Source organism: Afipia felis ATCC 53690, assembly GCF_000314735.2.
GTDB lineage: Bacteria > Pseudomonadota > Alphaproteobacteria > Rhizobiales > Xanthobacteraceae > Afipia > Afipia felis.
Genome location: NZ_KB375270.1, coordinates 2,890,035 through 2,911,741, shown reverse-complemented (window position 1 = coordinate 2,911,741; position 21,707 = coordinate 2,890,035). Strand labels below are relative to the sequence as shown.

The window sequence follows — 21,707 nt, the reverse complement described above, 5'->3', positions numbered from 1 at the left end:
CACCGCAGCTGCGGCGGCTTACGGCGCCGCAATCTCTATTTCGCTCCTCCATCAATTAACAGCGCGACCCTTAAGGTCGGCGAAGGATGACTCATGACTGATGAAGACTTTGAAATGCATGTACTCGCCAACTTAGACAAAGCTGAGCAGAGCATCGGATACCACTTCAAGGGCATTCGTGAATTGATCGCGCAACACGGCGCCGTGGCGACGGCCAAGATGTTAGTCGACGTCAACATGGTACTGAACATTCACAGCGGATTTCGAGTTCTTGAAGCCGCCGACCTTGAGCACCTTTCAATCGAACAGGCCGTCGTTGACTATGCAGACTCCGGTCTCTTCACGCCCGCTGAAATTGCAACGGCTAAAGCCCGACTGATCGTAACTGCAAACCGTAAGAAGCGGGAGCGGCAGTCGTGAGCGGAGACGAAAAGCCGTCCAAGCGGAAGAAAAAGAAGCCTGCACCCAAGACGCCGCAGGAAAAATTCCAGGCTGTCCTGGAAACAGCGAATCTCGTCCGGCTGCGTGAGCGGCCGGACGGAGACCTCATTGATTTCGCCTTTCTTAAGGAGTCGATCGCTGATCTGCCCCGGCGAGAGTACCTGATCCTTGGCTTCGACACCGAGTACCAAGCGGTAAAGGAAAAAAATACACAGGACGATATCGAACAGGGGCGAGCAAAATACGAAGTTCTGTCCTACCAATTTTACGCAATTAACCCCACGGGGGAGGAATGGTCCGGCATCACCATTCCGAAATTTGGCCAGCGGATGAGTCTGACCGATTTTATCGTCTATGCAATCTCAAAAGGCGCCGAACTCGGATACACGATTCCAACGACAATCGTGCTCGTCGGACATTATAATCGCGCCGATCTCCCGGCATTCGATGACCGTAAGCAACTCTGGATGCGGTTGAACAATGTGCGCAACTCGCTCGTGTCGCTCGGGTTGCCAGTTCACATCCGTGTGCAGTTCAGTGAAGCCGAGGACGACAACATCGATCTCAGTGTTTATGTGCGTGACACGATTCTCCATGCACCTGCTGGTAAGAAAAGCCTGGCGGGCCTTGGTGGATTGATCGGCTGCGAAAAGATCAAACTGTGCGACGAGCCTACCGTCGAACGCTTGCTGAAATCGCGAATGAGTGCGGTACGCGCCGACGATTGGCCACTGTTTAAGGAGTACGCGATCGCCGATGCAGAGATCAGCGCGCGATATTACAAACAGCTCGTGGAGCGCGTGCACAGCATTCTCCCGAGGATGTTTGCGCCAACAGCCCTTTCAAATATCGGGCAGAAGCTTCTTGTCGAGAAATGGAAAGCCCAAGCAACCGATGACAAGAAGGCTTACGCATTAGAAATGGTAGGACGGGAGGCTCATAGCGAGCTTCTGTACGACGAGAAACGACAGTGCTTTCGGACGCAAAAATCAACGCCTTTTATCGAAGAAATTAATTGGCACATCGACTTTGTCTCAGAATGCTATCACGGAGGCCGCAACGAGCAGATGCAGTTCGGGCCATCGGCTGAAGATACCTGGACCGATTATGACCTGACGGGAGCCTACCCCACCGCGATGGCTATGATCGGCAAGCCGAGGTGGCGTGAGATTCGCATCGTCTCGGACCTCGATGAACTTCTCCAGAGTGATTTTGGCTTTGCTTGTGTCGAATTCAAAGCACCCGCCGGGACCCGCTATCCGATTTTTCCGGTTCGCACTCAAAACGGGATCATATTTCCCATGTCGGGTCGCAGCTATTGCGCAACGCCTGAAATTTCGCTGGCTAAGCGGCTCGGCTACGATATCGAAGTCAAGCATGCCGTTGTGATCCCACAGAACCCCGACGAACGGCCATTCTTCGACTTCATTAAGGAAGCTATCGCCAAACGCAATTCAGCGTCGGAGAAGATCGACAAAGCGTTCTGGAAGGAAGTTGCAAACTCTTGCTACGGCAAGACAGCTCAAGGCCTCCGAGACAAGCGCGTATTCGGTTTGCGAATGAGGCGAAGTGAACGCGTGCAGCCTAGCGAAATTACGAATCCCTTTTATGCGGCTTACATTACATCGATGGTGCGCGCTGTCGTTGGCGAGATCATGAACGCTATTCCTGAGAACAAGGAAGTATTCAGTGTGACGACTGACGGATTTCTCACGAACGCAACCGAAGGTGAGATGGAAATCGCCAGGAGCGGCGAACTGTGTCAGCGTTACCGCGATACGCGTGAGGCGTTGACGGGGATTGCTGAAGTGCTGTCCGAAAAGCATGCCGTCCGCCGCGTATTGGGCTGGCGGACTCGCGGCCAGGCGACTCTTGTCCCAGGCGAGAACGAGGAGGATGAGAAACACATCGTGCTGGCGAAAGCGGGAATCAAATCTCCGGTCGAAGCGACAGAGTTGGAGGAGCAGAATACGCACATTCTGCAGACATTTTTTGGACGCGAACCGAAAAATCCGATCGAGCTTGATGTTCACACGAGCGTTCGTGAGATGATTTTCTATGACGCCGACTTGGTCTCGAAGGAGATCAAACGAAACGTCCGCATGGAATATGACATGAAGCGCCGTCCGAAAGCGCTGACTATGAGCCGTTGTAACGACCCAAATGACCCTAACCGAACGATCGAGCACCTCGCTTTCATCACAGAGCCGTGGCGTAGCGTCGATGAATTCATGCTGGTCCGCAAATTTTGGGACGACTATTGGGCGAAATGTCCTCGCTGCTTTAAGACGATCGATGATTACGCTGATTTCGCGCAATTCTTCGATATGCTCAAGTCGCTCTCGCCGCGTGACCAGAAATATATGCGCAAGGACAAAGGCAGTTTGCAGCGACTCAAGCAGAGTCTTTGCCGTGCGTTCAAGCAAGGCGAAGCAGGATTGTCGGCATATCGAGAGATGAAGGCTGCCGATTTCGCCGTAAGTTTGAACCAGAGCGGCATGCAGGAGAACGGTGTTGTGGTGAAAGTGGCAGACGTTGAGAACGGTAAGCGTTTCGCATTCAAGCGTCACGCAACGCCTAGCGATCCGCTAGTCCGCAATGTGCTGTCGAGGCTCAGCGAGCGACTGCCCGGTTTGGAAATCTCGGAAATCGTTGCGCCGTACGTGGATGACGACATCAATCTTTCAAGGGCGCTGAGGGAGGTGTACTCCCAATAGTCAGGCCGGTTGCCGCGAGCCGTAAGAGTTATTGGATATATCCCATACGCAACTTTTACGGAGTCAAAGCGAGGCCATGATGGGCTCAATTATCCATTCCATTAAGATCGTGACACCGCCCTCGGCGAGCAATTGAACAAGTGCCGTGCGCGCTGCCTGCGCCATGCGTGATTCCTCAAGACATTGCGCTTTGAGTTCCGGCGCATCGACGCCGCGCAATCGCACACGTGTGGTGATGTCGAGTCCCTGCCACAGATGCACGCGCGCCTCGAAGGTATCGCCATCGATCACATAGAGAACCTGCGCGGATTGACGGACGCCTGCATCGCCGCTGCGCGAGGCTTCCACAAGCCGATCGCGTTCCGCCCGCTCAGTATTGTCCGAGGACGTATTGAACCCGCGATGCGGCAGCCATACGCCCGCAACGAGACCCGCACTGAACATCAGCGCGAGCAGCGTGCCGGCCCATATGCGGTCGCGGCGCCGCGCGGACCGGGTTGCCATACGATTCGGAGTATCTAGGAACATATCCCTAGATACTGCCGAAACCCGATGCTTGCAAGCGGATACGGGCTTTTACGTAATGCCCGGCAGCCGTCTCAGAATTCAGAAATCAGATGCTATCCCCTTGATTTCCCAATCTCCATAGCGGGTCGGCTCAGGGCCTTTCGGCCCGTTGACCTCTTTCGGAGCGCTGGAATCATGCTCAGGGTTATTTTCCTTGGCCACCGCACGCCGGGCTTCTGCTTCGGCGAGCGCACGCTGGGCCGCGGGAGGCAGCGGTCGGCGCGCCGGCGTCTCAGCCGCGCTTTCTGTCTTCGGCGCATCCGCCACATCAGCTTTCGCCATATCGACCTCCGTATCATTCAGTGCGAAACGGCGATGCGCATCGCCATGCTTTATTCGTCCCGCGTCTTATTTAAACCGCGTCACGATTCTTACATTTGGCATATTCGCATGTCATCCCTGCCGCTTCGTCGTAACTCCCCCTTCCTTCCCATCCTGTTAGCGTCGTTTTCATGAAGCCTTCGCGATTCGTTCCGCCGACCGAGGTGCCCGGCCTCGCCGCGCGCCGTATAGCCGCCGACATCATCGACGGCGTTCTCCACAAACGGCGTACGCTGGACGATCAGCTTGAAGGGCCCGCCGCGCATCCCATTCTCAAGACTCTCTCCGACCGCGACCGCGCGCTGATGCGCCGCCTCGTCGCGACCGTGCTGCGCCGTCTCGGCACGCTTGGACATCTGCTGTCGCGCCTGCTCGATCGCGGCATTCCCACCGATGCGCCGCGCGCGCAAAGCGCGCTTCTGATCGGTGCCGCACAGATTCTGTGGATGGACGTGCCCGATCACGCCGCCGTCGATCTGTCGGTCCGTCTCGTGCAGGCCGACCGACGCGCAGCGAAATATGCGGGCCTCGTCAACGCGGTGCTGCGCCGTTGCGCGCGTGAAGGGTTACCGCTGCTCGAAGAGGTTAAGGACGAGATGATCGATCTGCCGTCATGGCTCGTGACGCGCTGGATCAAGGCCTACGGCGAGGACAATGCACGGGCGATGGCGCGCGCCATTGGCCATGAGCCGCCGCTCGACCTCACGGTGAAATCCGATTCCGCAAGCTGGGCGACGCGGCTTCACGGCGAAACGCTGCCGACCGGCACCGTGCGTACGCTTCTGCACGGGCCGATCACGATGCTGCCGGGCTTTTCCGAAGGCGCATGGTGGGTGCAGGACGCTGCCGCAGCAATTCCCGCACGATTGTTCGGTGACCTTGCAGGAAAATCCGTCGCCGATCTCTGCGCGGCACCCGGCGGCAAGACCGCACAGCTCGCGCAGGCGGGCGCGCATGTCACCGCAGTCGATCGCTCCGCCGGGCGGCTCGCGCGGCTGAAAGAAAATTTCGGGCGACTTTCACTGGAAGCCACCTGCGTCGCAACCGATGCCACCGAATGGGATGCCGGCCCGTTCGATGCGATCCTGCTCGACGCGCCTTGCATGGCGACCGGCACCATTCGCCGCCATCCGGACGTCGCCTGGCTGAAGAACGAAGCCGATATGGGCGTGCTGAACGCGCTGCAAAAGCGCCTGCTGCAGAAAAGCGTCGCGCTGCTCAAGCCTGGCGGCACGCTGGTCTATTGCACCTGTTCGCTGGAACCCGAGGAAGGGGAGCAGGCAATTGCATCGCTGCTCGCATCCGAGCCGCAGATGAAGCGCAAGCCCGTCGAACCGAGCGAGCTGGCCGGCCTGTCGGAACTCATCACCCCGGATGGCGATGTCCGCACGCTGCCGTGCCATCTGCCCCACGCCGACCCGAAGCTCTCGGGCCTCGATGGCTTTTATGCCGCGCGGCTGATCAAGACCTGATCCCCATTTCTCCTTTTTTTGCAGGCACCTCCCGGCTTTTGTCCCCACACAGAGGTGCCTTGTCCGAAATTCCGGATTAAAAAGGACGCACGGAGATTCCCTCCGGCGCGGGGATGATGTCGGTTACCGGACAAAGGCGCATATCGGGACTTCTGCTCGGACGGGCCGGGCGGAAAATGATGGCGCGCGCCAGTGGTACATCGGTAGCCCTCGCGCGCCTCTGGCCCGGCCGTGCCGACCGCCTGCTGATTGCCCCGCACGATCTGCGCACCACCGACGCCACCCGCGCCGCCGAAATCTATTCGGGCCGTTTTGTGTTCGCGGGGAAAATCGTCACCTGCCACGGTCGCTCGGTGTTCGAACTCGATCCTCCCTCCGAGGAATGGGAAGTCTCCCTGCTTGGCTTCGGCTGGTTGCGCCATCTGCGCGCCGCCGATTCGGCAATCACCCGCGCCAACGCGCGCGCGCTGCTGGACGACTGGCTCGCGCATCCGCGCAAAAGCGCGGTGGCAAAGCGCGCCGACGTGGTCGGTCGTCGCATCATCTCCCTGCTGTCGCAGGCGCCTCTGGTCCTGCACGATGCAGATGCGCGTTTCTATCGCCGCTTTCTCAAGAGTCTCACGCGCGAAATCCGCTTCCTGCGTTACACCAAGGCCGACATTCCCGATGGCCTTTCACGCCTGCAGGTGCTGATCGCGCTGTGTTACGCCTCGCTTTGCCTCGCCAATCAGGCCAAGCACATCAAGGGCACCACGAAAAAACTCTCCGAAGAATTGCAGCGCCAGATCCTGCCGGACGGCGGCCACATCTCGCGCAATCCGGAAGCACTGGTCGAACTGCTCCTCGACCTTCTGCCGCTGCGGCAGACCTTCGCCGCGCGCAACATCGCGCCGCCGCCCGCGCTGCTCAATGCCATCGACCGGATGATGCCGATGCTGCGCTTCTTCCGCCATGGGGACGGTTCGTTCGCGCTGTTCAACGGCATGAACACCGCAGCGCCCGGTGTGCTCGCGACGCTGCTCGCCTATGACGACACCCACGGCACGCCGATGCCGCACATGCCGCACACCGGATTCCAGCGGCTCGACGCCGGCACGCTCACGATCATCGCCGACACCGGCACGCCGCCACCGCCACCACTTAGCCGCGACGCCCACGCGGGTTGCCTTTCGTTCGAGATGTCGAACGGCACCAACCGCATCGTCGTCAATTGCGGCATGCCTTCGACCGGGCGCGACAACTGGCGCAGCTTCGCGCGCTCTACGGCCGCGCATTCGACGCTGACCTATAGCGACACGTCGTCCTGCCAGTTCGTCGAACGCAAGACAGTGAAACGCCTGCTGCAGGGCTCGCCGATCGTTGCAGGCCCCGAAGTCGTCGAATCCTATCGCGAGGTCACGTCCGAGAGCACCGTATTGACGATGTCGCATGATGGCTATCGCAAGCAATTCGGCTTCGTCCACCGCCGCGTCCTCACGGTTGCCGCCGATGGCAGTCGCGTTGATGGCGAGGACACGCTCGCGAAAGATCCCGGCTCAGCATTCCGCGGCAGCATGGACGACTACGCCATCCGCTTTCACCTGCACCCTTCCGTCAAGGTCAATCGGCTGAGCGATGGCCGCGGCGCTATGCTGGTGCTGCCCAACCGCGACGTCTGGACCTTCGAGGCCCCGGACCAGAAAATCGACCTCGAAGACAGCGTGTTCCTGGCCGGTTCCGACGGCCCGCGCCGAACCACCCAGATCGTGATCCGCCAGCATGCCCGGCAGGTGGCGACCGTGTACTGGAGTTTCTCCAAATCCACCAATTCCGCCGCCGCGACCGCCAAACGCGACCCGCGGCGCGAGCCGGAATTGCCGCTCTAGAGCCGGGGAACAAACTATGTTAGCGCGTAGCCGCGGCCTGACCGCCATTCCTCCCAGCTTCTGGACCATCGCATGACCGACCATCCGCGCCGCGTGACCCGCGCTCTGCTTTCCGTTTCCGACAAGACCGGCTTGATCGATTTCGCCAAGGCTCTCACTGCCCATGGCGTCGATCTCGTCTCCACCGGCGGTACCGCAAAGGCGATCGCGGATGCGGGCCTGAAGGTCACCGACGTCTCCGACCTCACCGGCTTCCCCGAGATGATGGACGGCCGGGTCAAGACGCTGCACCCGAAGGTGCATGGCGGCCTGCTGGCGATCCGCGACAACGCCGACCATGCGAAGTCGATGAAGGACCACGGTATCGCCCCGATCGATCTGCTGGTCGTCAACCTCTATCCATTCGAAGCCACGGTCGCGAAGGGTGCGAGCGAGGAAGACTGCATCGAGAACATCGACATCGGCGGACCAGCGATGATCCGCGCCGCCGCGAAGAACCACGGCGATGTCGCCGTCGTCGTCGAGGCCGCCGACTATCAGGCCGTGCTCGATGAACTCGCAGCCCACAAGGGCGCAACGACGCTTTCCCTGCGCAAGCGCCTCGCCGCGAAGGCCTATGCGCGCACCGCCGCCTATGACGCGGCGATCTCGAACTGGTTCGCTGCCGAACTGAAAATCGACGCGCCGGATTATCGCGCCATTGGCGGTCGCTTGGCTGAAGCCTTGCGCTACGGCGAAAACCCGCACCAGAGCGCGGCGTTCTATGTCGGCGCCGAGCAGCGCCCCGGCGTCGCCACTGCTCGGCAGGTGCAGGGCAAGCAGCTCTCCTACAACAACATCAACGATACCGACGCCGCCTACGAATGCGTCGCGGAGTTCGATCCGGCCAGGAGCGCAGCCTGCGTCATCGTCAAACACGCCAATCCGTGCGGCGTCGCGGAAGGCGACGACATCGCGAGCGCTTACAAGAAAGCGCTGGCCTGCGACTCAACCTCGGCGTTCGGTGGCATCGTCGCGGTAAACCGTCCGCTCGACGCAGAAGCCGCTCGCGCCATCACCGGCATCTTCACAGAAGTCATCATCGCGCCCGACGCGAGCGAGGAAGCGATCCAGATCATCGCTGCAAAGAAGAACCTGCGGCTGCTGCTCGCCGGACAATTACCGAACCCGCGTGCAAAGGGATTCATTGCCAAGACGGTTGCCGGCGGCATGCTGGTGCAGTCGCGCGACAACGCCGTGGTCGACGACATGACGCTCACCACCGTAACCAAACGCGCGCCGACCAATGCCGAACTCGCGGATTTGCGCTTCGCCTTCCGCGTCGCGAAGCATGTGAAGTCGAACACGATTGTCTATGCGAAGGGCCTCGCCACCGTCGGCGTCGGCGCCGGCCAGATGAGCCGCATCGATTCCGCCCGCATCGCTGCGCGCAAGGCGGAAGACGCCGCGAAGGAACTGGGACTTGCCGCGCCGCTGACCAAGGGCTCGGTGGTCGCGTCCGACGCCTTCTTCCCGTTCGCCGACGGCTTGCTGGTCGCAATCGAGGCCGGAGCGACCGCGGTGATCCAGCCGGGTGGCTCAGTGCGCGATGCGGAGGTGATTGCGGCGGCCGATGAGCATGGCATCGCCATGGTGTTCACCGGCACGCGCCACTTCAAGCATTAAGGCCGCGCGGGCTCCTTCACCCGCGACAGCAGCGCAAGTCCCGCGACGAAGAACACGATCAGCACCGCCATGCCTGCCTTCTGGCTGGCGGTGGCGGCGGTGACGATGCCGACCGCGAGTGGCGCGAAGAACGACGTGACTTTTCCCGACAGCGCGAACAGTCCGAAGAACTGCGTGATGCGCTCATGTGGCGCAAGGCGAATGAGCAGCGTGCGCGACGCGGCCTGCAATGGCCCCGCCGCAAAGCCGATGAACAGCCCGAGCCCGAGATAGGCCTGCTCGGCAGGCGCGGCGAACAACCCGCCGCCCGGCACTGGCGGCGCGACTTTGATAACAAAGAACAGCGTATCACGATCTATCGACAGGATCGCGAGGATCGCCAGCAGCAGGATCGTCATGGCGCCGGTGATGACGGTCTTGGGACCGAGCAGATCGTCGAGCTTGCCGCCGATCCACGCCCCCAACGTGCCGCTGACCGCTAGCAGGATACCGAACGTGCCTATCTGAATCGTCTGCCAGCCGAACGTGCCCGCCGCATAGATGCCGCCGAACGCAAACAGCGCGACCAGGGCGTCCGTGTAGACCATGTTGGCGATCAGGAACGTCGCCATGTTCGGCTGCGACGGCAGCGCACGCAGCGTCTCGCGCAATTCGCGCAGGCCTTCGCGCACCGCGCCGAGCGCGGGCGTCTTCGAGGCATGATCCGGCGTGAACACAAACATCGGCAGCACGAACACGACGAACCAAGCCGCTGTGAGCGGACCCGAAATGCGGTCGCCTTCATGCATGGCCGGATCAAGGCCGAACAGTGGCGTCAATCCGAACAGCGTTCGCCCCGTCGTTTCATTGGCGGCGAGGAATCCGAGCACGAGAACGAGGCTGATAATGCCGCCGATATAGCCCGTGGCCCAGCCAGTGCCGGACAGGCGGCCGATTTTCTCCGGCGGCACGAGATAAGGCATCATCGCATTGTTGAACACAGTGGCGAACTCCGCACCGATGGTCGCGACCGCAAATGCGATCAGCACCGGCACGATCACAGACGGATCGCCCGGCCTGCCGATCCACATCAGCGAAGAGCCGATCACCAGCAGCGCGCCGAACGCCGCGATCCATGGCTTGCGACGCCCGCCCGCATCCGCGATAGCCCCCAGCACCGGCGACAGGAACGCGATCAGGAATCCGGCGATTGATGTCGCAAAGCCCCACAGCGACTGGCCGGTGGCGGGATCGGGCGCAACACGCGTCGCGAAATAGGGTGCGAACACGAAGGTCGTAATCAGCGTGAAATAAGGCTGCGCTGCCCAGTCGAAGAAGATCCAGCCGATCACGGCCGAGCGCGGCGGATAGGTACGGCTCGGCGCTGGCGCAAGTGACGTCATCTTCACCTTCATGTTCGTTGGCGTGTGAGCGGCGGGCGGGTAGGTTGTTGCCATCTTATAGATCAAATCGCGACGATTATCGCGATCTGACATTCGCCGGATCTGACAATCCCGAGACAGGAAAGCCTCCGTTTGAACCGTTTCGCCCTCGCCTTGCTGCTGCTCCTTCTTCCTGCTGCCGGTTTCGCGCAGGATGCCCGTATCTCGTCCCCGCATGTATTGCGCGCGCAACCGGTGGCCGCACACCACGGCATGGTGGTGGCGCAGGAGAAGATCGCGGCGCGGGTCGGCGCCGATGTCCTCAAGCGCGGCGGCAATGCGGTGGATGCTGCGGTCGCGACCGGATTCGCCATGGCGGTGACCTATCCGCGCGCGGGCAATATCGGCGGCGGCGGCTTCATGGTGATCCATCTCGCACGTGAGAATAAGGATATCGCGCTCGACTATCGTGAGACCGCACCGAAGGCCGCCACACCCACCATGTTTCTCGGACCAGACGGTAAGCCCGATCCGGAGAAATCGCGCGACAGCGCGCTCGGCATCGGCGTGCCGGGTACCGTCGCGGGACTTGCGGCGGCGCTCGAGCGCTACGGCTCGGGGAAGTTCACGCTGCGCAATCTGCTCGCGCCTTCGATCAAGCTCGCGCGCGACGGATTCGTCATTACCGACGATATCGCGGACACGCTGCCCGATGCGCGGCAGCGGTTTGCGCCATGGCCCTCGAGCGTAAAACTGCTGTCGCACGCAGACGGCTCGCCGCTGCGCGAAGGCGACAAATTCGTACAGCCCGACCTTGCAGATACGCTGCAAGCTATCGCCGATCACGGCACGAACGGATTCTACGATGGCCCAGTCGCGGACAAGCTCGCGAAGGGCATTCAGGCGGCGGGTGGCATCATCACCCGCGACGATCTGAAATCCTACCAGCCGGTGTGGCGCGAGCCGGTGCACGGCCACTATCGCGGCTACGACATCGTGTCGATGCCGCTGCCGTCATCCGGTGGTACGGTGCTGATCGAAACGCTGAACATTCTGGAAGGATACAACCTGCACAAGATGGGCGCGCAGACGCCCGCTTCGCTGCATCTGCTGATCGAGGCGATGAAGCGCGCCTACGCCGACCGCGCGCGCTATCTTGGCGATCCCGCTTACAGCAAGGCGCCGCTCGCGCGGCTTCTCTCCAAGCATTACGCCGCGCAACAGCGCGCCGATATCGACCTCGACAGATCGACGCCGGTGAAAGCCGCGGCGATGCAGCCGCATGAGGGCACCAACACCACGCATTTCTCGGTGGCGGACGCGCAAGGCAACGCCGTGAGCAACACCTACACGCTGAATTTCAGCTACGGCGTCGGCCTGATCGCAGAGGGCACCGGCGTGCTGCTCAACAACGAACTCGACGATTTCACCGCCGCGCCCGGGGCGTCGAATGCCTACGGCCTCGTCGGTTATGAAGCGAACCTGCCCGGACCCGGCAAGCGGCCGTTGTCATCCATGACCCCGACGATCGTGCTGAAAGATGGCAAGCCGGTGCTCGTGACGGGTTCACCCGGCGGCAGCCGCATCATCTCGACCACGCTACAGGTCATCGTCAACGCACTCGATTATCACATGAACATCGCGCAGGCGGTGAGCCTGCCGCGGCTGCATCATCAATGGATGCCCGATGAAGTGCGGATCGAGCGCGGCTTCTCGCAAAGGACGCTCGATGCGCTGCGCAGCATGGGTCACACGCTCACGGCGCCGATGGGGCAGACTTCGGCAAATTCGATTGCAGCGACCGATCGGGGATGGCTGGGTGCAGCCGATCCACGCACGCGGGGCGCCGAAGCGGTAGGATACTGAGATCAGCGAGGCGGCATGGGCACTCTCAACGGCAAGACGCTTTTCATCACCGGGGGCAGCCGCGGAATTGGCCTTGCCATTGCCAAACGTGCCGCGCGCGACGGCGCCAACATCGCGATTGCCGCAAAGACCACGACGCCGCAGCCGAAACTCGAAGGCACGATCTTCACCGCAGCCAAAGAAATTGAGGCTGCGGGCGGCCGCGCACTGCCTATCGCCTGCGATATCCGCGACGAGGCGCAGGTGATCGCCGCCGTCGATCAGACGGTGAAGGAATTCGGCGGCATCGACATCTGCATCAACAATGCGAGCGCGATCAGTCTCACGCCGGTGCAGACGACCGAGATGAAACGCTTCGACCTAATGATGGCGATCAATGCGCGCGGCACGTTTCTCGTCTCGAAGACCTGCATTCCACATCTGAAGAAAGCGGCGAACCCTCACATCCTGATGCTGTCGCCGCCGCTCGACATGAAGACGAAATGGTTCGCGCCCTCCACCGCCTACACGATGGCGAAGTTCGGCATGAGCATGTGCGTGCTCGGCCTTGCCGGCGAACTGAGAAACGACGGCATAGCGGTCAACGCGCTGTGGCCGCGCACGACGATTGCCACCGCCGCCGTCGGCAACCTGCTCGGCGGCGAGGCGACGATGCGCGCGAGCCGCAAGCCGGAGATCGTTGCCGATGCCGCGCACGTCATTCTCACCAAGCCCTCGCGCGACTTCACCGGACAGTTCTGCATCGACGACAAGATTCTCGCCGCCGACGGCGTGACCGATTTCGAACCTTACCGGGTCGATCCGTCCGTACCGCTGATGCCGGACTTCTTCGTGCCGGACGACGATATGCCGCCGCCGGGTGTGACGGTGGGAGCCTTTCCCGGCCCTAAATAATACCCGGGCAATATTGACAAGCTTATTTTACCCGGGTATATTATGGGCATCTTCCTTGAGCCCCGGGTTCGTCATGCCTTCCCCCCAGATCATCGCCTTCGACGAAGACCACTGCATCGCCTCCGGCGACATCGTGGACGTCGCCGTCCGGGTCAAACAAACCCTTTCCACCCGCCCGCAAAGCCAGGTCCTGCTATTCGATCTCGTGAGCAGCCGCCCGGTGGAGATCGATTTTCGCGGCTCTGTCGCGGACGTCACCACGCGGCTCAAGGCCTCGCTCGAACCTCAACGCGGACCGGGACGGCCGAAGCTTGGCGTTGTCGCCCGCGAGGTGACGCTGCTGCCGCGCCATTGGGAATGGCTCGCCGCGCAGCCCGGCGGCGCATCAGTCACGCTGCGGAAGCTGATCGACGAGGCACGGCGCAAGACCGCTGACAAGGACGAGGCTCGCGAGCGGCAGGAATCGGTGCATCGTTTCCTGTCGGCCATCGCCGGCAACAAGCCGCATTACGAGGACGTGCTTCGGGCGCTCTATGTCCCTGACGGTGAACGCTTCCATACGCTGATCGCCGACTGGCCGACGGACGTGCGCAGCCATCTCGAATGGTTGACGTCAGATTTGTTTGCCGAAATGCGTAACGCTGAAGTGAACTAATGCGCCGCGCTGCCGACAAACTGCAGCACGACATCGCGGCGATGCGGCCGTGCGCGGTGTTCGATCAGATAGATGCCCTGCCATGTGCCGAGCATCATCTCGCCGTTCTCCACCGGCACCTGCAGGCTGCTTGAGGTCAGCATGGTTTTGATATGCGCGGGCATATCATCGGGACCTTCGCTGTGGTGGATCCAGCCGCCATTTTCCGGCGCAAGGCGGTCGAGCGCATCCATCAGGTCGGTCAGCACGTCGGGATCGGCATTTTCCTGAATCGTGAGCGATGCCGACGTGTGCCGGACGAACAGCGTCAGGGCACCGCCAGCCGCCTGCGCTTCATGCAGAAAATCCCGGGCTTCCGCCGTGATGTCGAAGAAGCCGCGCCGCGGCGTTTTCACCGTCAGGGTCGAGGTCGCGATAAGGTCGGGCTTAACGCTGACGGTGTGCGAGCGGTGACCGCTGATTTTCATGCGCTTCCGATCCTTGCGAGCGTCGCGTCATCAAACCGTCCGCCGAAATATTTTTCAATCGCCGCGTCGAAGAGACTGTGCCCCTTGGCCACCTTGGCGAACAGGGTCATCGACGAACAGAATTTGAGGTCGTCGGGTGAACCGAAAATGTCGTGCACCGATTTCCCATCGATGGCGTTGACCAGCGCGGTGCATTCCTCGAGCCGCCCGCCGAGCAGGGGATGACCAAGATAGGCCGCCGCTTCCGCGCGCGAGGTGATCGCGTATTTCTGTGCCATCGCGCTGTGGCCGAGGCCCTCGATCTGCGGAAACACAAACCACATCCAGTGCGTCCGCTTCTGCCCGCCCCGCAATTCGCCAAGCACCCGGTCGTAGAGCGACCACTGCGCGTCGATGAAGCGTTGCAGGTCCGCCCCGTCTCTTTCTCTCATGGCTTATCCTCCAGCTCCGTGGAGAATAACGCCCGAGGGAACCAAAAGTTGGGGAGGCCTAGAAACGACGAAGCCGCCTTGCGGCGGCTTGCGTGGTTGCCAATTGTCTTCATGATCTGAAGATTCTGGAGCGGGCGAAGGGATTCGAACCCTCGACCCCGACCTTGGCAAGGTCGTGCTCTACCCCTGAGCTACACCCGCATCAGAAATGGACGGCTCGCGCCGCCGGGCGCAACCTATGCCAAACCCCGCACGGCAATGCAACAGAGAAAGGCGGTCTTTTTCACCCTGAAGCCTGCTTTAAGTTCGTGTTCGGGAACGATTTCAAGCGCTTCCGCAATTGAAATCGTCACTTTCGCCGCCATTTTAGGACCGGGCATGGTAAATGTGCCCAAACACAGCCATCAGCCGGGATGAAACGACGTGACGATACTCGACAATGACTCCGCCGCGGGCACCGTTGCGCCGGACCTTATCAAGGACACCACGACCCAAACCTTCGTCCGGGACGTGATCGAGGAATCCAAGCGCCAGCCGGTGCTGATCGATTTCTGGGCGCCCTGGTGCGGCCCGTGCAAGCAGCTCACCCCGATCATCGAGAAGGCGGTGCGAGCCGCCAAGGGCAAGGTCAAGCTCGTCAAGATGAACATCGACGAGCATCCGGCGATTCCCGGCCAGATGGGCATCCAGTCGATTCCCGCTGTGATTGCCTTCGTCAACGGCCAGCCGGCCGACGGTTTCATGGGCGCGCAGCCGGAAAGCCAGATCAACGCTTTCATCGAAAAATTGACCAAAGGCATGCCGGGCGGCGATGGGGATCTCCTTGCGGAGGCCGAAGCCCATCTGGCCGAGGGCGATGCCGCCACCGCCGCCGAGATCTATGCCGAAGTACTGGCGCAGGATGCCGCCAACGTTCCGGCGATGGCAGGCCTCGCGCGATGCTATGTGGTCGCGGGCTCGCTCGATCAGGCCAAGCAGACTCTCGCAATGGTGCCCGAAGCCAAGCGCGGCGATGCCGCCGTCGCCGCCGTGCAGTCGATGCTCGATCTCGCCGAACAGGCGCAGTCGGTCGGTCCGGTCGCGGAGCTTGAGCAAAAGATCGCCGCAAATCCGCTCGACCATCAGGCCCGCTACGATCTCGCGATCGCGCTGAACGCGAAGCACGCGCGCAGTGACGCCGCCAATCATCTGCTGGAAATCGTCAGGCGCGACCGCAAATGGAACGACGACGGCGCGCGCAAACAGCTCCTGCAATTCTTCGAGGCGTGGGGCGGCGAGGACGAGGCCACAGTGGACGCCCGCAAGCGCCTGTCCACCATCCTGTTCTCGTAAACGCGCAAAGCCATCGGGGATCAAATCGAATGGCCATCAATTCCGAATATCACGGGCCCGGCGATCTTCCCGAAACCATTCCGGTGTTTCCTCTGCCGGGCGCATTGCTGCTGCCGCGCGGGCAGATGCCGCTGAATATTTTCGAGCCGCGTTATCTCGAAATGGTGGACGACGCACTACGCGACGGCCACCGCATGATCGGCATCATCCAGCCCGACGCCGCGCATTCGAAAAGCGAGGAGCACCCCAAGCTGTTTCAGGTTGGCTGCGTGGGACGCATCACCCAGTTCGGCGAGACCGGCGACGGCCGCTACATCCTTGAACTCACCGGCATTGCGCGTTTCCAGGTGGTCGAGGAACTCACGGTGCTGACGCCCTATCGCCAGTGCAAGGTCGACTTCTTTCCCTTCGTCGACGATTTCGTCGCGCGCAAGGGCGAGGAGGAGGTCGACCGCGACGCCGTGCTCGACACCCTCACCAAATTCCTGAAAGCCAACTCGCTGAAGGTGGATTGGGACGGCATCCGCGCCGCGCCGAACGAAGCGCTCGTCAATGCGCTGGCGATGATGTCGCCTTACGGCCCCGCGGAGAAGCAGGCGCTGCTGGAAGCGCCCGATCTCAAGACCCGCGCCGAAATCCTGATCGCGGTGACGCAGATGGATCTCGCCAAGAAGCAGACTTCGGGCGATCCGCCGGTACAGTAATTTTTTGTCTAGTGATGGATTGCAGATGACGACCAACATTCCGCCCGCCAGCGAGTCCGACCCCGTCGACTCCAAGCTCCTGGAAATTCTGGTGTGCCCGGTGACGAAAGGCGTGCTGGAATACGATGCCGCGAAGCAGGAATTGATCTCGCGCGGCGCGAAGCTTGCTTACCCGATCCGCGACGGCATTCCGATCATGCTGCCGGAAGAAGCGCGGAAGATCGACTGATTTGATTCAGAGCGTCTCGCCGCGCAGCAGCCGCGGCACTTCGCCAGTCAATCCAGCCGCCTGACGAATGAACGCGCTTTTCAGCGGCGGCATCCGGTCCACAAGACCGAGCCCGATATCGCGGACCACACGCAGCGGCGCAAAATCGTTCGAGAACATGCCGTTCAGCACATTGGTGGCAACGCCCATCGCCATGGTGTCGAACCGCCGCCAGCGCTGATAGTGCTCGAGCACATCAGCCGCGCCGAAATCCGTGCCGAGGCGCGCAGCGTCGACCACGACTTCCGCCAGCGCGGCGACATCCTTCAGCCCCATGTTGAGGCCCTGCCCTGCGATGGGATGAATCACATGCGCGGCATCACCGACCAGCGCGAGTCGATCCGCGATGAAGGAGCGCGCAACGAAATAGCCGAGCGGGAAAGTGCGCGGCTTATCCAGCACCTCAAGCTCGCCGAGATGCAGACCGAAACGCGTCTCTAACTCCGCTTTGAAATTATCCGCCCCGAGCGCCACGATACGCGCCGCTTCCTTGGGCTGCTCAGTCCAGACCAGCGACGAGCGCTTGCCCGTGAGCGGCAGGATCGCGAACGGCCCGGCGGGCAGAAAATGTTCTTCGGCGCGGCCTTCATGATCGCGCTCATGGCCGACAGTGACGACGATCGCAGATTGATCGTAGTCCCAGCCATGGGTGGCGATGCCCGCGCGCTGGCGCAATTTCGAACGTGCGCCGTCGGCTGCGGCCAGCAAGCGCGCCGTGATGACATCGCCGCCGCCGAACGCCACCTGCACGCCGTCGTCCTTCGACTCGTACGCCGTCACGCTGTCGGTGCGCATTTCGATGCCGTTCACTTCGGCATGGCGCGTCAGCGCGTCGATCAGGTGACGATTCTCGACCATATGCGCGAACGGCTCACCGGCCGCGACATCGCCGGTGAAGGTGAGGAACGCAGGCCGCGTCGCATCCCGCAATTTGGAATCGGTGACAATCATGTCGAGGATCGGCTGCGCATCGGGCGCAACCTCGCCCCACACGCCGAGCGTCTCGAACAGCCTGCGGCAGGCGGCGACGATGGCAGACGCGCGCTGATCGCGGCTCGGCCGCACGGCGAAGGCCGGGTCGGCCACGATCACCGGAATTTCCGGCCCGAGCCCCTGACGCAACGCCAACGCCAGCGAAAGCCCTGTCAGCCCACCGCCGCCGATCACGATGCCCTGCGATTTTGTCATCGCCACTCCAACCAAATTGCCGTTACCTCAACGCACGAGACCGCTTGCGGAGCCCGGCATCCCGCGTTTTATAACGGGTTTTATAATCCCTTGCCTCCCCTGCGGATACCTCCGCGGCACCGTCACCCGCGCCGGATGCGCGCAGAAGGTAAAGCAATGCCCGCCTCGCTCGCCAACCTGATCTCTATTCTCGATCTCGAAACGCTCGGAGGCGACAGATTTCGCGGCTTCAGTCCTCCGAGCGGCTGGCAACGCGTGTTCGGCGGTCAGGTTGTCGGGCAATCACTGGTCGCGGCCTGCCGCACGGTGGAAGGCCGGCTACCGCATTCGCTGCACGCCTATTTCATCCTGCCCGGCGATCCGGCCGTTCCGATTGAATATGACGTCGCGCGGCTGCGCGACGGTGGCAGCTTCTCCACCCGCCGCGTCATCGCCTCGCAGAAAGGCGCCGAAATCTTTTCGATGATCGCCTCGTTCCATGTCCACGAGGACAGCATTTTCGAACATCAGGCCGCGATGCCGCAGGTACCGTTGCCGGATGACGTCAGGCCGCTCGATCTCCACAACGTGCTCGATGAAAAGCGGCAGAGCGAAATGCCGAACTTCATCCGCCGCTTTTTTGAAGCCGAAATGCCGTTCGAACTGCGCCCGACCAATCTCACGCGATATGTCGGCGAAAAGATCGATGATGGTCACGTCACCATCTGGCTCAAAGCCGCGAAGCCGTTGCCGGACGATCCGGCCCTGCACATGTGCGCGCTGGCCTATGCGTCCGATTTCTCGCTGCTCGACGCATCGCTCGCCTGCCACGGCCGCACCGTGTTTGAGAACGGCATCAGCGGCGCGAGTCTCGATCATGCGCTGTGGTTTCACCGCCCGTTCCGGGCCGATGAATGGCTGCTCTATTCTCAGGACAGCCCGAATGCCCATGAAGGGCTCGGCTTCTCCCGTGGCTCGATCTTCCGCGCTGACGGCACGCTGGTCGCTTCCGTGGCGCAAGAGGGCTCGGTCCGGGTGCGGCGGTCCAAACCGGCCGACTGAACCGGACGCCGTTCCGCCGGGACCCTGAAACCCCGTCCCCGGCCGTGCGGCGCGTTAAGGGCGTGGTAACTCTTGCCCGCTGCATGAGCAGCTTTGCGGCAACATCCTGTCCTGCCTATTTTATGGGCTGCACTGTCGCTGTTTTAAGCGCGTGATTGTGCGGTGCAGTTGGCCGATCCGGGGCCAAGACAGAAACATCATATTTTTCAGATCGATAAAGCCAGCGCGCGCTCTGGCACAGCTTTTGATTCGTCATGTTCCGGCGGGTGCCCGCGGAGTGTCCTTCTTCGCGCGGTGAGTCCCGATCGAAAGCGCCCGGCAAGCCGGGCCAAGCGGGGAACAGACGCATGAAGATCGTGATGGCTGTGATCAAGCCGTTCAAGCTGGAAGAGGTTCGCGATGCCCTGACCGCCATCGGCGTTCATGGTCTCACGGTCACGGAAGTGAAGGGGTACGGCCGACAGAAGGGCCATACCGAGATCTATCGTGGCGCCGAATACGCCGTGAGTTTCCTGCCCAAAATCAAAATCGAGGTCGCGGTCACCGATGCCCAGGTCGACCGCACCATCGAAGCCATCACGTCGGCCGCCAAGACCGGCCAGATCGGCGACGGCAAGATTTTCGTCACCAGCCTCGAACACGCGGTGCGCATCCGCACCGGCGAAGCCGATGACGCAGCCCTCTGATTTTCACGCCTTCCATTCCATTCAATCAGGAGTCTTCAACATGAGTTTTCACCGTCCCGCGCGTCTGGGATCGGCCGCACTGATCGCCGCATTCGCCGTGATCGGATGCACCGGTGCAGCCTTTGCCGCTGACGCGCCCGTTCCCAACAAGGGCGACACCGCCTGGATGCTGGTCAGCGCACTGCTCGTGCTGATGATGTCGATTCCGGGTCTTGCGCTGTTCTACGGCGGTCTCGTCCGCGCCAAGAACATGCTGTCGATCCTCACGCAGGTGTTCGCCATCGTCGCGATGGTCGGCATCATCTGGACGCTCTACGGTTACTCGCTGGCCTTCAGTGATGGCGGCAGCCTGACCAATTATGTCGGCGGCTTCTCGAAGGCATTCCTCGCAGGCATCGATGCGAACTCGACCGTCGGCACCTTCTCCAACGGCGTCGTCATTCCCGAATACGCCTACATGGTGTTCCAGATGACGTTCGCGATGATCACGCCCGCGCTGATCGTCGGCGCGTTCGCCGAGCGCATGAAGTTCTCGGCAGCGATGCTGTTCGTATTCCTGTGGGTGAGCATCATCTACTTCCCGCTGGCGCACTGGGTCTGGTACGTCGCAGCTCCCGACGATATCGCCGCCGCCGCGAAGGCACTCGCGGATGCAAGCGGTGACGCGGCAAAGGCTGCGGCACAGGCGAAACTCGACAGCATCACCGGCTCGGTCGGCTGGCTCGCCGGCGCGGGCGCACTCGACTTCGCCGGCGGCACCGTCGTGCACATCAACGCAGGCATCGCCGGTCTCGTCGGCGCCCTGATGGTCGGCAAGCGCGTCGGCTACGGCAAGGAGATCATGGCTCCGCACTCGCTGACCATGACGATGATCGGCGCCTCGCTGCTGTGGGTCGGCTGGTTCGGCTTCAACGCTGGCTCGAACCTCGAGGCCAATGGCGGCGCCGCGCTCGCCTTCGTCAACACGATGATCGCGACCGCAGGCGCTGCGTTCTCGTGGCTGATGGTAGAATGGATGGCGAAGGGCAAGCCCTCGCTGCTCGGCATCTGTTCCGGCGCAGTCGCGGGTCTTGTCGCGGTGACGCCCGCGGCAGGCTTCGCGGGTCCGATCGGCGCGCTGGTGCTCGGCCTGCTCGTCTCGCCGATCTGTCTGTTCTTCGTTTCCACCGTGAAGAACGCACTCGGTTATGACGACGCGCTCGACGTGTTCGGCGTGCACTGCATCGGCGGCATCTTCGGCGCGCTGATGACCGGCATCCTGGTCAACCCCGCGCTCGGCGGCGTCGGTATCACCGACTACACCAACATCACCGGCAACAACGCGGGTACCTACGACCTCGTCACGCAGATGATCTCGCAGGGCAAGGCGGTCATCGCCACGCTGCTGTGGTCGGGCATCGGTTCGGCGATCCTCTACAAGCTCGTCGACCTGATCGTCGGCCTGCGGGTGCCGGTCGACGCCGAGCGCGAAGGCCTCGACATCACCGACCACGGCGAGCGCGCCTACAACATGTAAGCGCAAGCCACGGATACGGTCGGGGCCTGTTTCCCGGCAACGCCCCAACCGCGGAGGGCTCCGGCGCAAGCCGGGGCCCTTTTCTTTGGCCCTCACCGGCCGGAGGAGCGGTCACGACCCTGTCTTTATTGTCTGGCCTAAAATCGCTGCTGCGTCCGATGGTTAATCGCGTCTTAACCTCACCGCCGCTATGGTGGAGGGATCCATTTCCACATTCTCGGTGATGGCTGACTCGTTGAAAGTGCTGGGC

General features: G+C 61.9%; 20 protein-coding genes and 1 tRNA gene. 14 read left to right on the top strand and 7 right to left on the bottom strand.

The features are described from left to right. Nucleotides 1-93 precede the first annotated feature (93 nt). Both HMPREF9697_RS13775 and HMPREF9697_RS13770 read left to right on the top strand, forming a co-directional pair. Nucleotides 94-420 carry a hypothetical protein gene (locus tag HMPREF9697_RS13775; protein ID WP_002717844.1) on the top strand — a complete coding sequence of 109 codons (327 nt, stop codon included), beginning with the start codon at nt 94-96 and terminating at the stop codon, nt 418-420. Then, complete coding sequence (locus HMPREF9697_RS13770; protein ID WP_002717843.1) at nt 417-3,158, top strand: DNA polymerase; 2,742 nt, start codon at nt 417-419, stop codon at nt 3,156-3,158. The genes HMPREF9697_RS13775 and HMPREF9697_RS13770 overlap by 4 nt, the downstream gene beginning before the upstream one ends. 63 nt (nt 3,159-3,221) lie before the next feature. Here HMPREF9697_RS13770 and HMPREF9697_RS13765 read toward each other — a convergent pair whose 3' ends face one another. Together HMPREF9697_RS13765 and HMPREF9697_RS13760 are read right to left on the bottom strand one after the other, a co-directional pair. Beyond that, nucleotides 3,222-3,662 carry a thermonuclease family protein gene (locus HMPREF9697_RS13765; protein WP_244597747.1) on the bottom strand — a complete coding sequence of 147 codons (441 nt, stop codon included), beginning with the start codon at nt 3,660-3,662 and terminating at the stop codon, nt 3,222-3,224. Between the two features lie 102 nt (nt 3,663-3,764). Then, nucleotides 3,765-4,007, bottom strand: a complete 243-nt coding sequence (locus HMPREF9697_RS13760; protein ID WP_040307952.1) for a DUF1674 domain-containing protein — start codon at nt 4,005-4,007, stop codon at nt 3,765-3,767. Nucleotides 4,008-4,177: 170 nt separating this feature from the next. Between HMPREF9697_RS13760 and HMPREF9697_RS13755 the strand changes: the two genes are divergently transcribed. The 3 genes from HMPREF9697_RS13755 to purH all read left to right on the top strand — a co-directional run bounded on the left by HMPREF9697_RS13755 (nt 4,178) and on the right by purH (nt 9,048). After that, nucleotides 4,178-5,518 (top strand): RsmB/NOP family class I SAM-dependent RNA methyltransferase, encoded by a 1,341-nt coding sequence (locus HMPREF9697_RS13755; RefSeq protein ID WP_002717840.1) that lies wholly within the window; start codon nt 4,178-4,180, stop codon nt 5,516-5,518. A gap of 116 nt (nt 5,519-5,634) precedes the next feature. Then, nucleotides 5,635-7,383: a heparinase II/III family protein gene (locus HMPREF9697_RS13750; RefSeq protein WP_172583884.1), complete on the top strand. Its 1,749-nt coding sequence runs from the start codon at nt 5,635-5,637 to the stop codon at nt 7,381-7,383. Nucleotides 7,384-7,455: 72 nt separating this feature from the next. Further along, on the top strand, nt 7,456-9,048 hold the full coding sequence (gene purH, locus HMPREF9697_RS13745; protein WP_002717838.1) for a bifunctional phosphoribosylaminoimidazolecarboxamide formyltransferase/IMP cyclohydrolase: 1,593 nt from the start codon (nt 7,456-7,458) through the stop codon (nt 9,046-9,048). Here purH and HMPREF9697_RS13740 read toward each other — a convergent pair. Continuing rightward, on the bottom strand, nt 9,045-10,442 hold the full coding sequence (locus tag HMPREF9697_RS13740; protein WP_040308280.1) for an MFS transporter: 1,398 nt from the start codon (nt 10,440-10,442) through the stop codon (nt 9,045-9,047). The two genes, purH and HMPREF9697_RS13740, sit on opposite strands and share 4 nt — an antisense overlap. 120 nt (nt 10,443-10,562) lie before the next feature. Between HMPREF9697_RS13740 and ggt the strand changes: the two genes are divergently transcribed. The 3 genes from ggt to HMPREF9697_RS13725 all read left to right on the top strand — a co-directional run bounded on the left by ggt (nt 10,563) and on the right by HMPREF9697_RS13725 (nt 13,824). Then, nucleotides 10,563-12,275 carry a gamma-glutamyltransferase gene (ggt, locus tag HMPREF9697_RS13735; RefSeq protein ID WP_002717836.1) on the top strand — a complete coding sequence of 571 codons (1,713 nt, stop codon included), beginning with the start codon at nt 10,563-10,565 and terminating at the stop codon, nt 12,273-12,275. Between the two features lie 15 nt (nt 12,276-12,290). Continuing rightward, nucleotides 12,291-13,169, top strand: a complete 879-nt coding sequence (locus HMPREF9697_RS13730) for an SDR family oxidoreductase (RefSeq protein WP_002717835.1) — start codon at nt 12,291-12,293, stop codon at nt 13,167-13,169. A gap of 73 nt (nt 13,170-13,242) precedes the next feature. After that, nucleotides 13,243-13,824: a DUF2239 family protein gene (locus HMPREF9697_RS13725; RefSeq protein ID WP_002717834.1), complete on the top strand. Its 582-nt coding sequence runs from the start codon at nt 13,243-13,245 to the stop codon at nt 13,822-13,824. Here HMPREF9697_RS13725 and HMPREF9697_RS13720 read toward each other — a convergent pair. The 3 genes from HMPREF9697_RS13720 to HMPREF9697_RS13710 all read right to left on the bottom strand — a co-directional run bounded on the left by HMPREF9697_RS13720 (nt 13,821) and on the right by HMPREF9697_RS13710 (nt 14,923). Then, nucleotides 13,821-14,291 (bottom strand): secondary thiamine-phosphate synthase enzyme YjbQ, encoded by a 471-nt coding sequence (locus tag HMPREF9697_RS13720; protein ID WP_002717833.1) that lies wholly within the window; start codon nt 14,289-14,291, stop codon nt 13,821-13,823. The two genes, HMPREF9697_RS13725 and HMPREF9697_RS13720, sit on opposite strands and share 4 nt — an antisense overlap. Beyond that, complete coding sequence (locus HMPREF9697_RS13715) at nt 14,288-14,722, bottom strand: DUF1810 domain-containing protein (protein WP_002717832.1); 435 nt, start codon at nt 14,720-14,722, stop codon at nt 14,288-14,290. The genes HMPREF9697_RS13720 and HMPREF9697_RS13715 overlap by 4 nt, the downstream gene beginning before the upstream one ends. Before the next feature lie 126 nt (nt 14,723-14,848). Beyond that, nucleotides 14,849-14,923: transfer RNA gene (locus HMPREF9697_RS13710), tRNA-Gly, on the bottom strand. Between the two features lie 222 nt (nt 14,924-15,145). Here HMPREF9697_RS13710 and trxA point away from each other — a divergent pair. From trxA to HMPREF9697_RS13695, 3 genes are read left to right on the top strand one after another with little or no spacing between them, the layout of a single operon-like run. Next, nucleotides 15,146-16,054 carry a thioredoxin gene (gene trxA, locus HMPREF9697_RS13705; RefSeq protein WP_002717831.1) on the top strand — a complete coding sequence of 303 codons (909 nt, stop codon included), beginning with the start codon at nt 15,146-15,148 and terminating at the stop codon, nt 16,052-16,054. A gap of 29 nt (nt 16,055-16,083) precedes the next feature. Beyond that, complete coding sequence (locus HMPREF9697_RS13700; protein WP_002717830.1) at nt 16,084-16,758, top strand: LON peptidase substrate-binding domain-containing protein; 675 nt, start codon at nt 16,084-16,086, stop codon at nt 16,756-16,758. 25 nt (nt 16,759-16,783) lie between these two features. Next, entirely contained in the window at nt 16,784-16,987 is a 204-nt protein-coding gene (locus HMPREF9697_RS13695; RefSeq protein ID WP_002717829.1) for a Trm112 family protein, read from the top strand. Nucleotides 16,988-16,993: 6 nt separating this feature from the next. Here HMPREF9697_RS13695 and HMPREF9697_RS13690 read toward each other — a convergent pair whose 3' ends face one another. Next, nucleotides 16,994-18,214: a ubiquinone biosynthesis hydroxylase gene (locus tag HMPREF9697_RS13690; RefSeq protein WP_002717828.1), complete on the bottom strand. Its 1,221-nt coding sequence runs from the start codon at nt 18,212-18,214 to the stop codon at nt 16,994-16,996. Nucleotides 18,215-18,370: 156 nt separating this feature from the next. Here HMPREF9697_RS13690 and tesB point away from each other — a divergent pair, with 156 nt between their 5' ends. The 3 genes from tesB (at nt 18,371) to HMPREF9697_RS13675 (ending at nt 21,457) form a co-directional block, all read left to right on the top strand. After that, nucleotides 18,371-19,255 (top strand): acyl-CoA thioesterase II, encoded by an 885-nt coding sequence (gene tesB, locus HMPREF9697_RS13685; protein WP_002717827.1) that lies wholly within the window; start codon nt 18,371-18,373, stop codon nt 19,253-19,255. A 347-nt stretch (nt 19,256-19,602) separates the two neighbouring features. Beyond that, nucleotides 19,603-19,941, top strand: a complete 339-nt coding sequence (locus HMPREF9697_RS13680; protein ID WP_002717826.1) for a P-II family nitrogen regulator — start codon at nt 19,603-19,605, stop codon at nt 19,939-19,941. A gap of 40 nt (nt 19,942-19,981) precedes the next feature. Further along, the gene (locus HMPREF9697_RS13675) at nt 19,982-21,457 is read left to right on the top strand and encodes an ammonium transporter (protein ID WP_002717825.1); all 1,476 of its coding nucleotides are present in this window, start codon (nt 19,982-19,984) and stop codon (nt 21,455-21,457) included. Nucleotides 21,458-21,707: the final 250 nt, after the last annotated feature.

What these genes read in the sequence shown, in the direction of transcription:
- HMPREF9697_RS13750 (WP_172583884.1), top strand. Translation starts at nt 5,635, where the DNA reads ATGTCGGTTACCGGACAAAGGCGCATATCGGGACTTCTGCTCGGACGG.
- tesB (WP_002717827.1), top strand. Translation starts at nt 18,371, where the DNA reads ATGCCCGCCTCGCTCGCCAACCTGATCTCTATTCTCGATCTCGAAACG.
- HMPREF9697_RS13690 (WP_002717828.1), bottom strand. Translation starts at nt 18,214, where the DNA reads ATGACAAAATCGCAGGGCATCGTGATCGGCGGCGGTGGGCTGACAGGG.
- HMPREF9697_RS13700 (WP_002717830.1), top strand. Translation starts at nt 16,084, where the DNA reads ATGGCCATCAATTCCGAATATCACGGGCCCGGCGATCTTCCCGAAACC.
- purH (WP_002717838.1), top strand. Translation starts at nt 7,456, where the DNA reads ATGACCGACCATCCGCGCCGCGTGACCCGCGCTCTGCTTTCCGTTTCC.
- HMPREF9697_RS13695 (WP_002717829.1), top strand. Translation starts at nt 16,784, where the DNA reads ATGACGACCAACATTCCGCCCGCCAGCGAGTCCGACCCCGTCGACTCC.
- HMPREF9697_RS13680 (WP_002717826.1), top strand. Translation starts at nt 19,603, where the DNA reads ATGAAGATCGTGATGGCTGTGATCAAGCCGTTCAAGCTGGAAGAGGTT.
- HMPREF9697_RS13755 (WP_002717840.1), top strand. Translation starts at nt 4,178, where the DNA reads ATGAAGCCTTCGCGATTCGTTCCGCCGACCGAGGTGCCCGGCCTCGCC.
- HMPREF9697_RS13760 (WP_040307952.1), bottom strand. Translation starts at nt 4,007, where the DNA reads ATGGCGAAAGCTGATGTGGCGGATGCGCCGAAGACAGAAAGCGCGGCT.
- HMPREF9697_RS13775 (WP_002717844.1), top strand. Translation starts at nt 94, where the DNA reads ATGACTGATGAAGACTTTGAAATGCATGTACTCGCCAACTTAGACAAA.
- HMPREF9697_RS13725 (WP_002717834.1), top strand. Translation starts at nt 13,243, where the DNA reads ATGCCTTCCCCCCAGATCATCGCCTTCGACGAAGACCACTGCATCGCC.
- HMPREF9697_RS13720 (WP_002717833.1), bottom strand. Translation starts at nt 14,291, where the DNA reads ATGAAAATCAGCGGTCACCGCTCGCACACCGTCAGCGTTAAGCCCGAC.
- HMPREF9697_RS13715 (WP_002717832.1), bottom strand. Translation starts at nt 14,722, where the DNA reads ATGAGAGAAAGAGACGGGGCGGACCTGCAACGCTTCATCGACGCGCAG.
- HMPREF9697_RS13765 (WP_244597747.1), bottom strand. Translation starts at nt 3,662, where the DNA reads ATGGCAACCCGGTCCGCGCGGCGCCGCGACCGCATATGGGCCGGCACG.
- HMPREF9697_RS13675 (WP_002717825.1), top strand. Translation starts at nt 19,982, where the DNA reads ATGAGTTTTCACCGTCCCGCGCGTCTGGGATCGGCCGCACTGATCGCC.
- HMPREF9697_RS13730 (WP_002717835.1), top strand. Translation starts at nt 12,291, where the DNA reads ATGGGCACTCTCAACGGCAAGACGCTTTTCATCACCGGGGGCAGCCGC.
- HMPREF9697_RS13740 (WP_040308280.1), bottom strand. Translation starts at nt 10,442, where the DNA reads ATGAAGGTGAAGATGACGTCACTTGCGCCAGCGCCGAGCCGTACCTAT.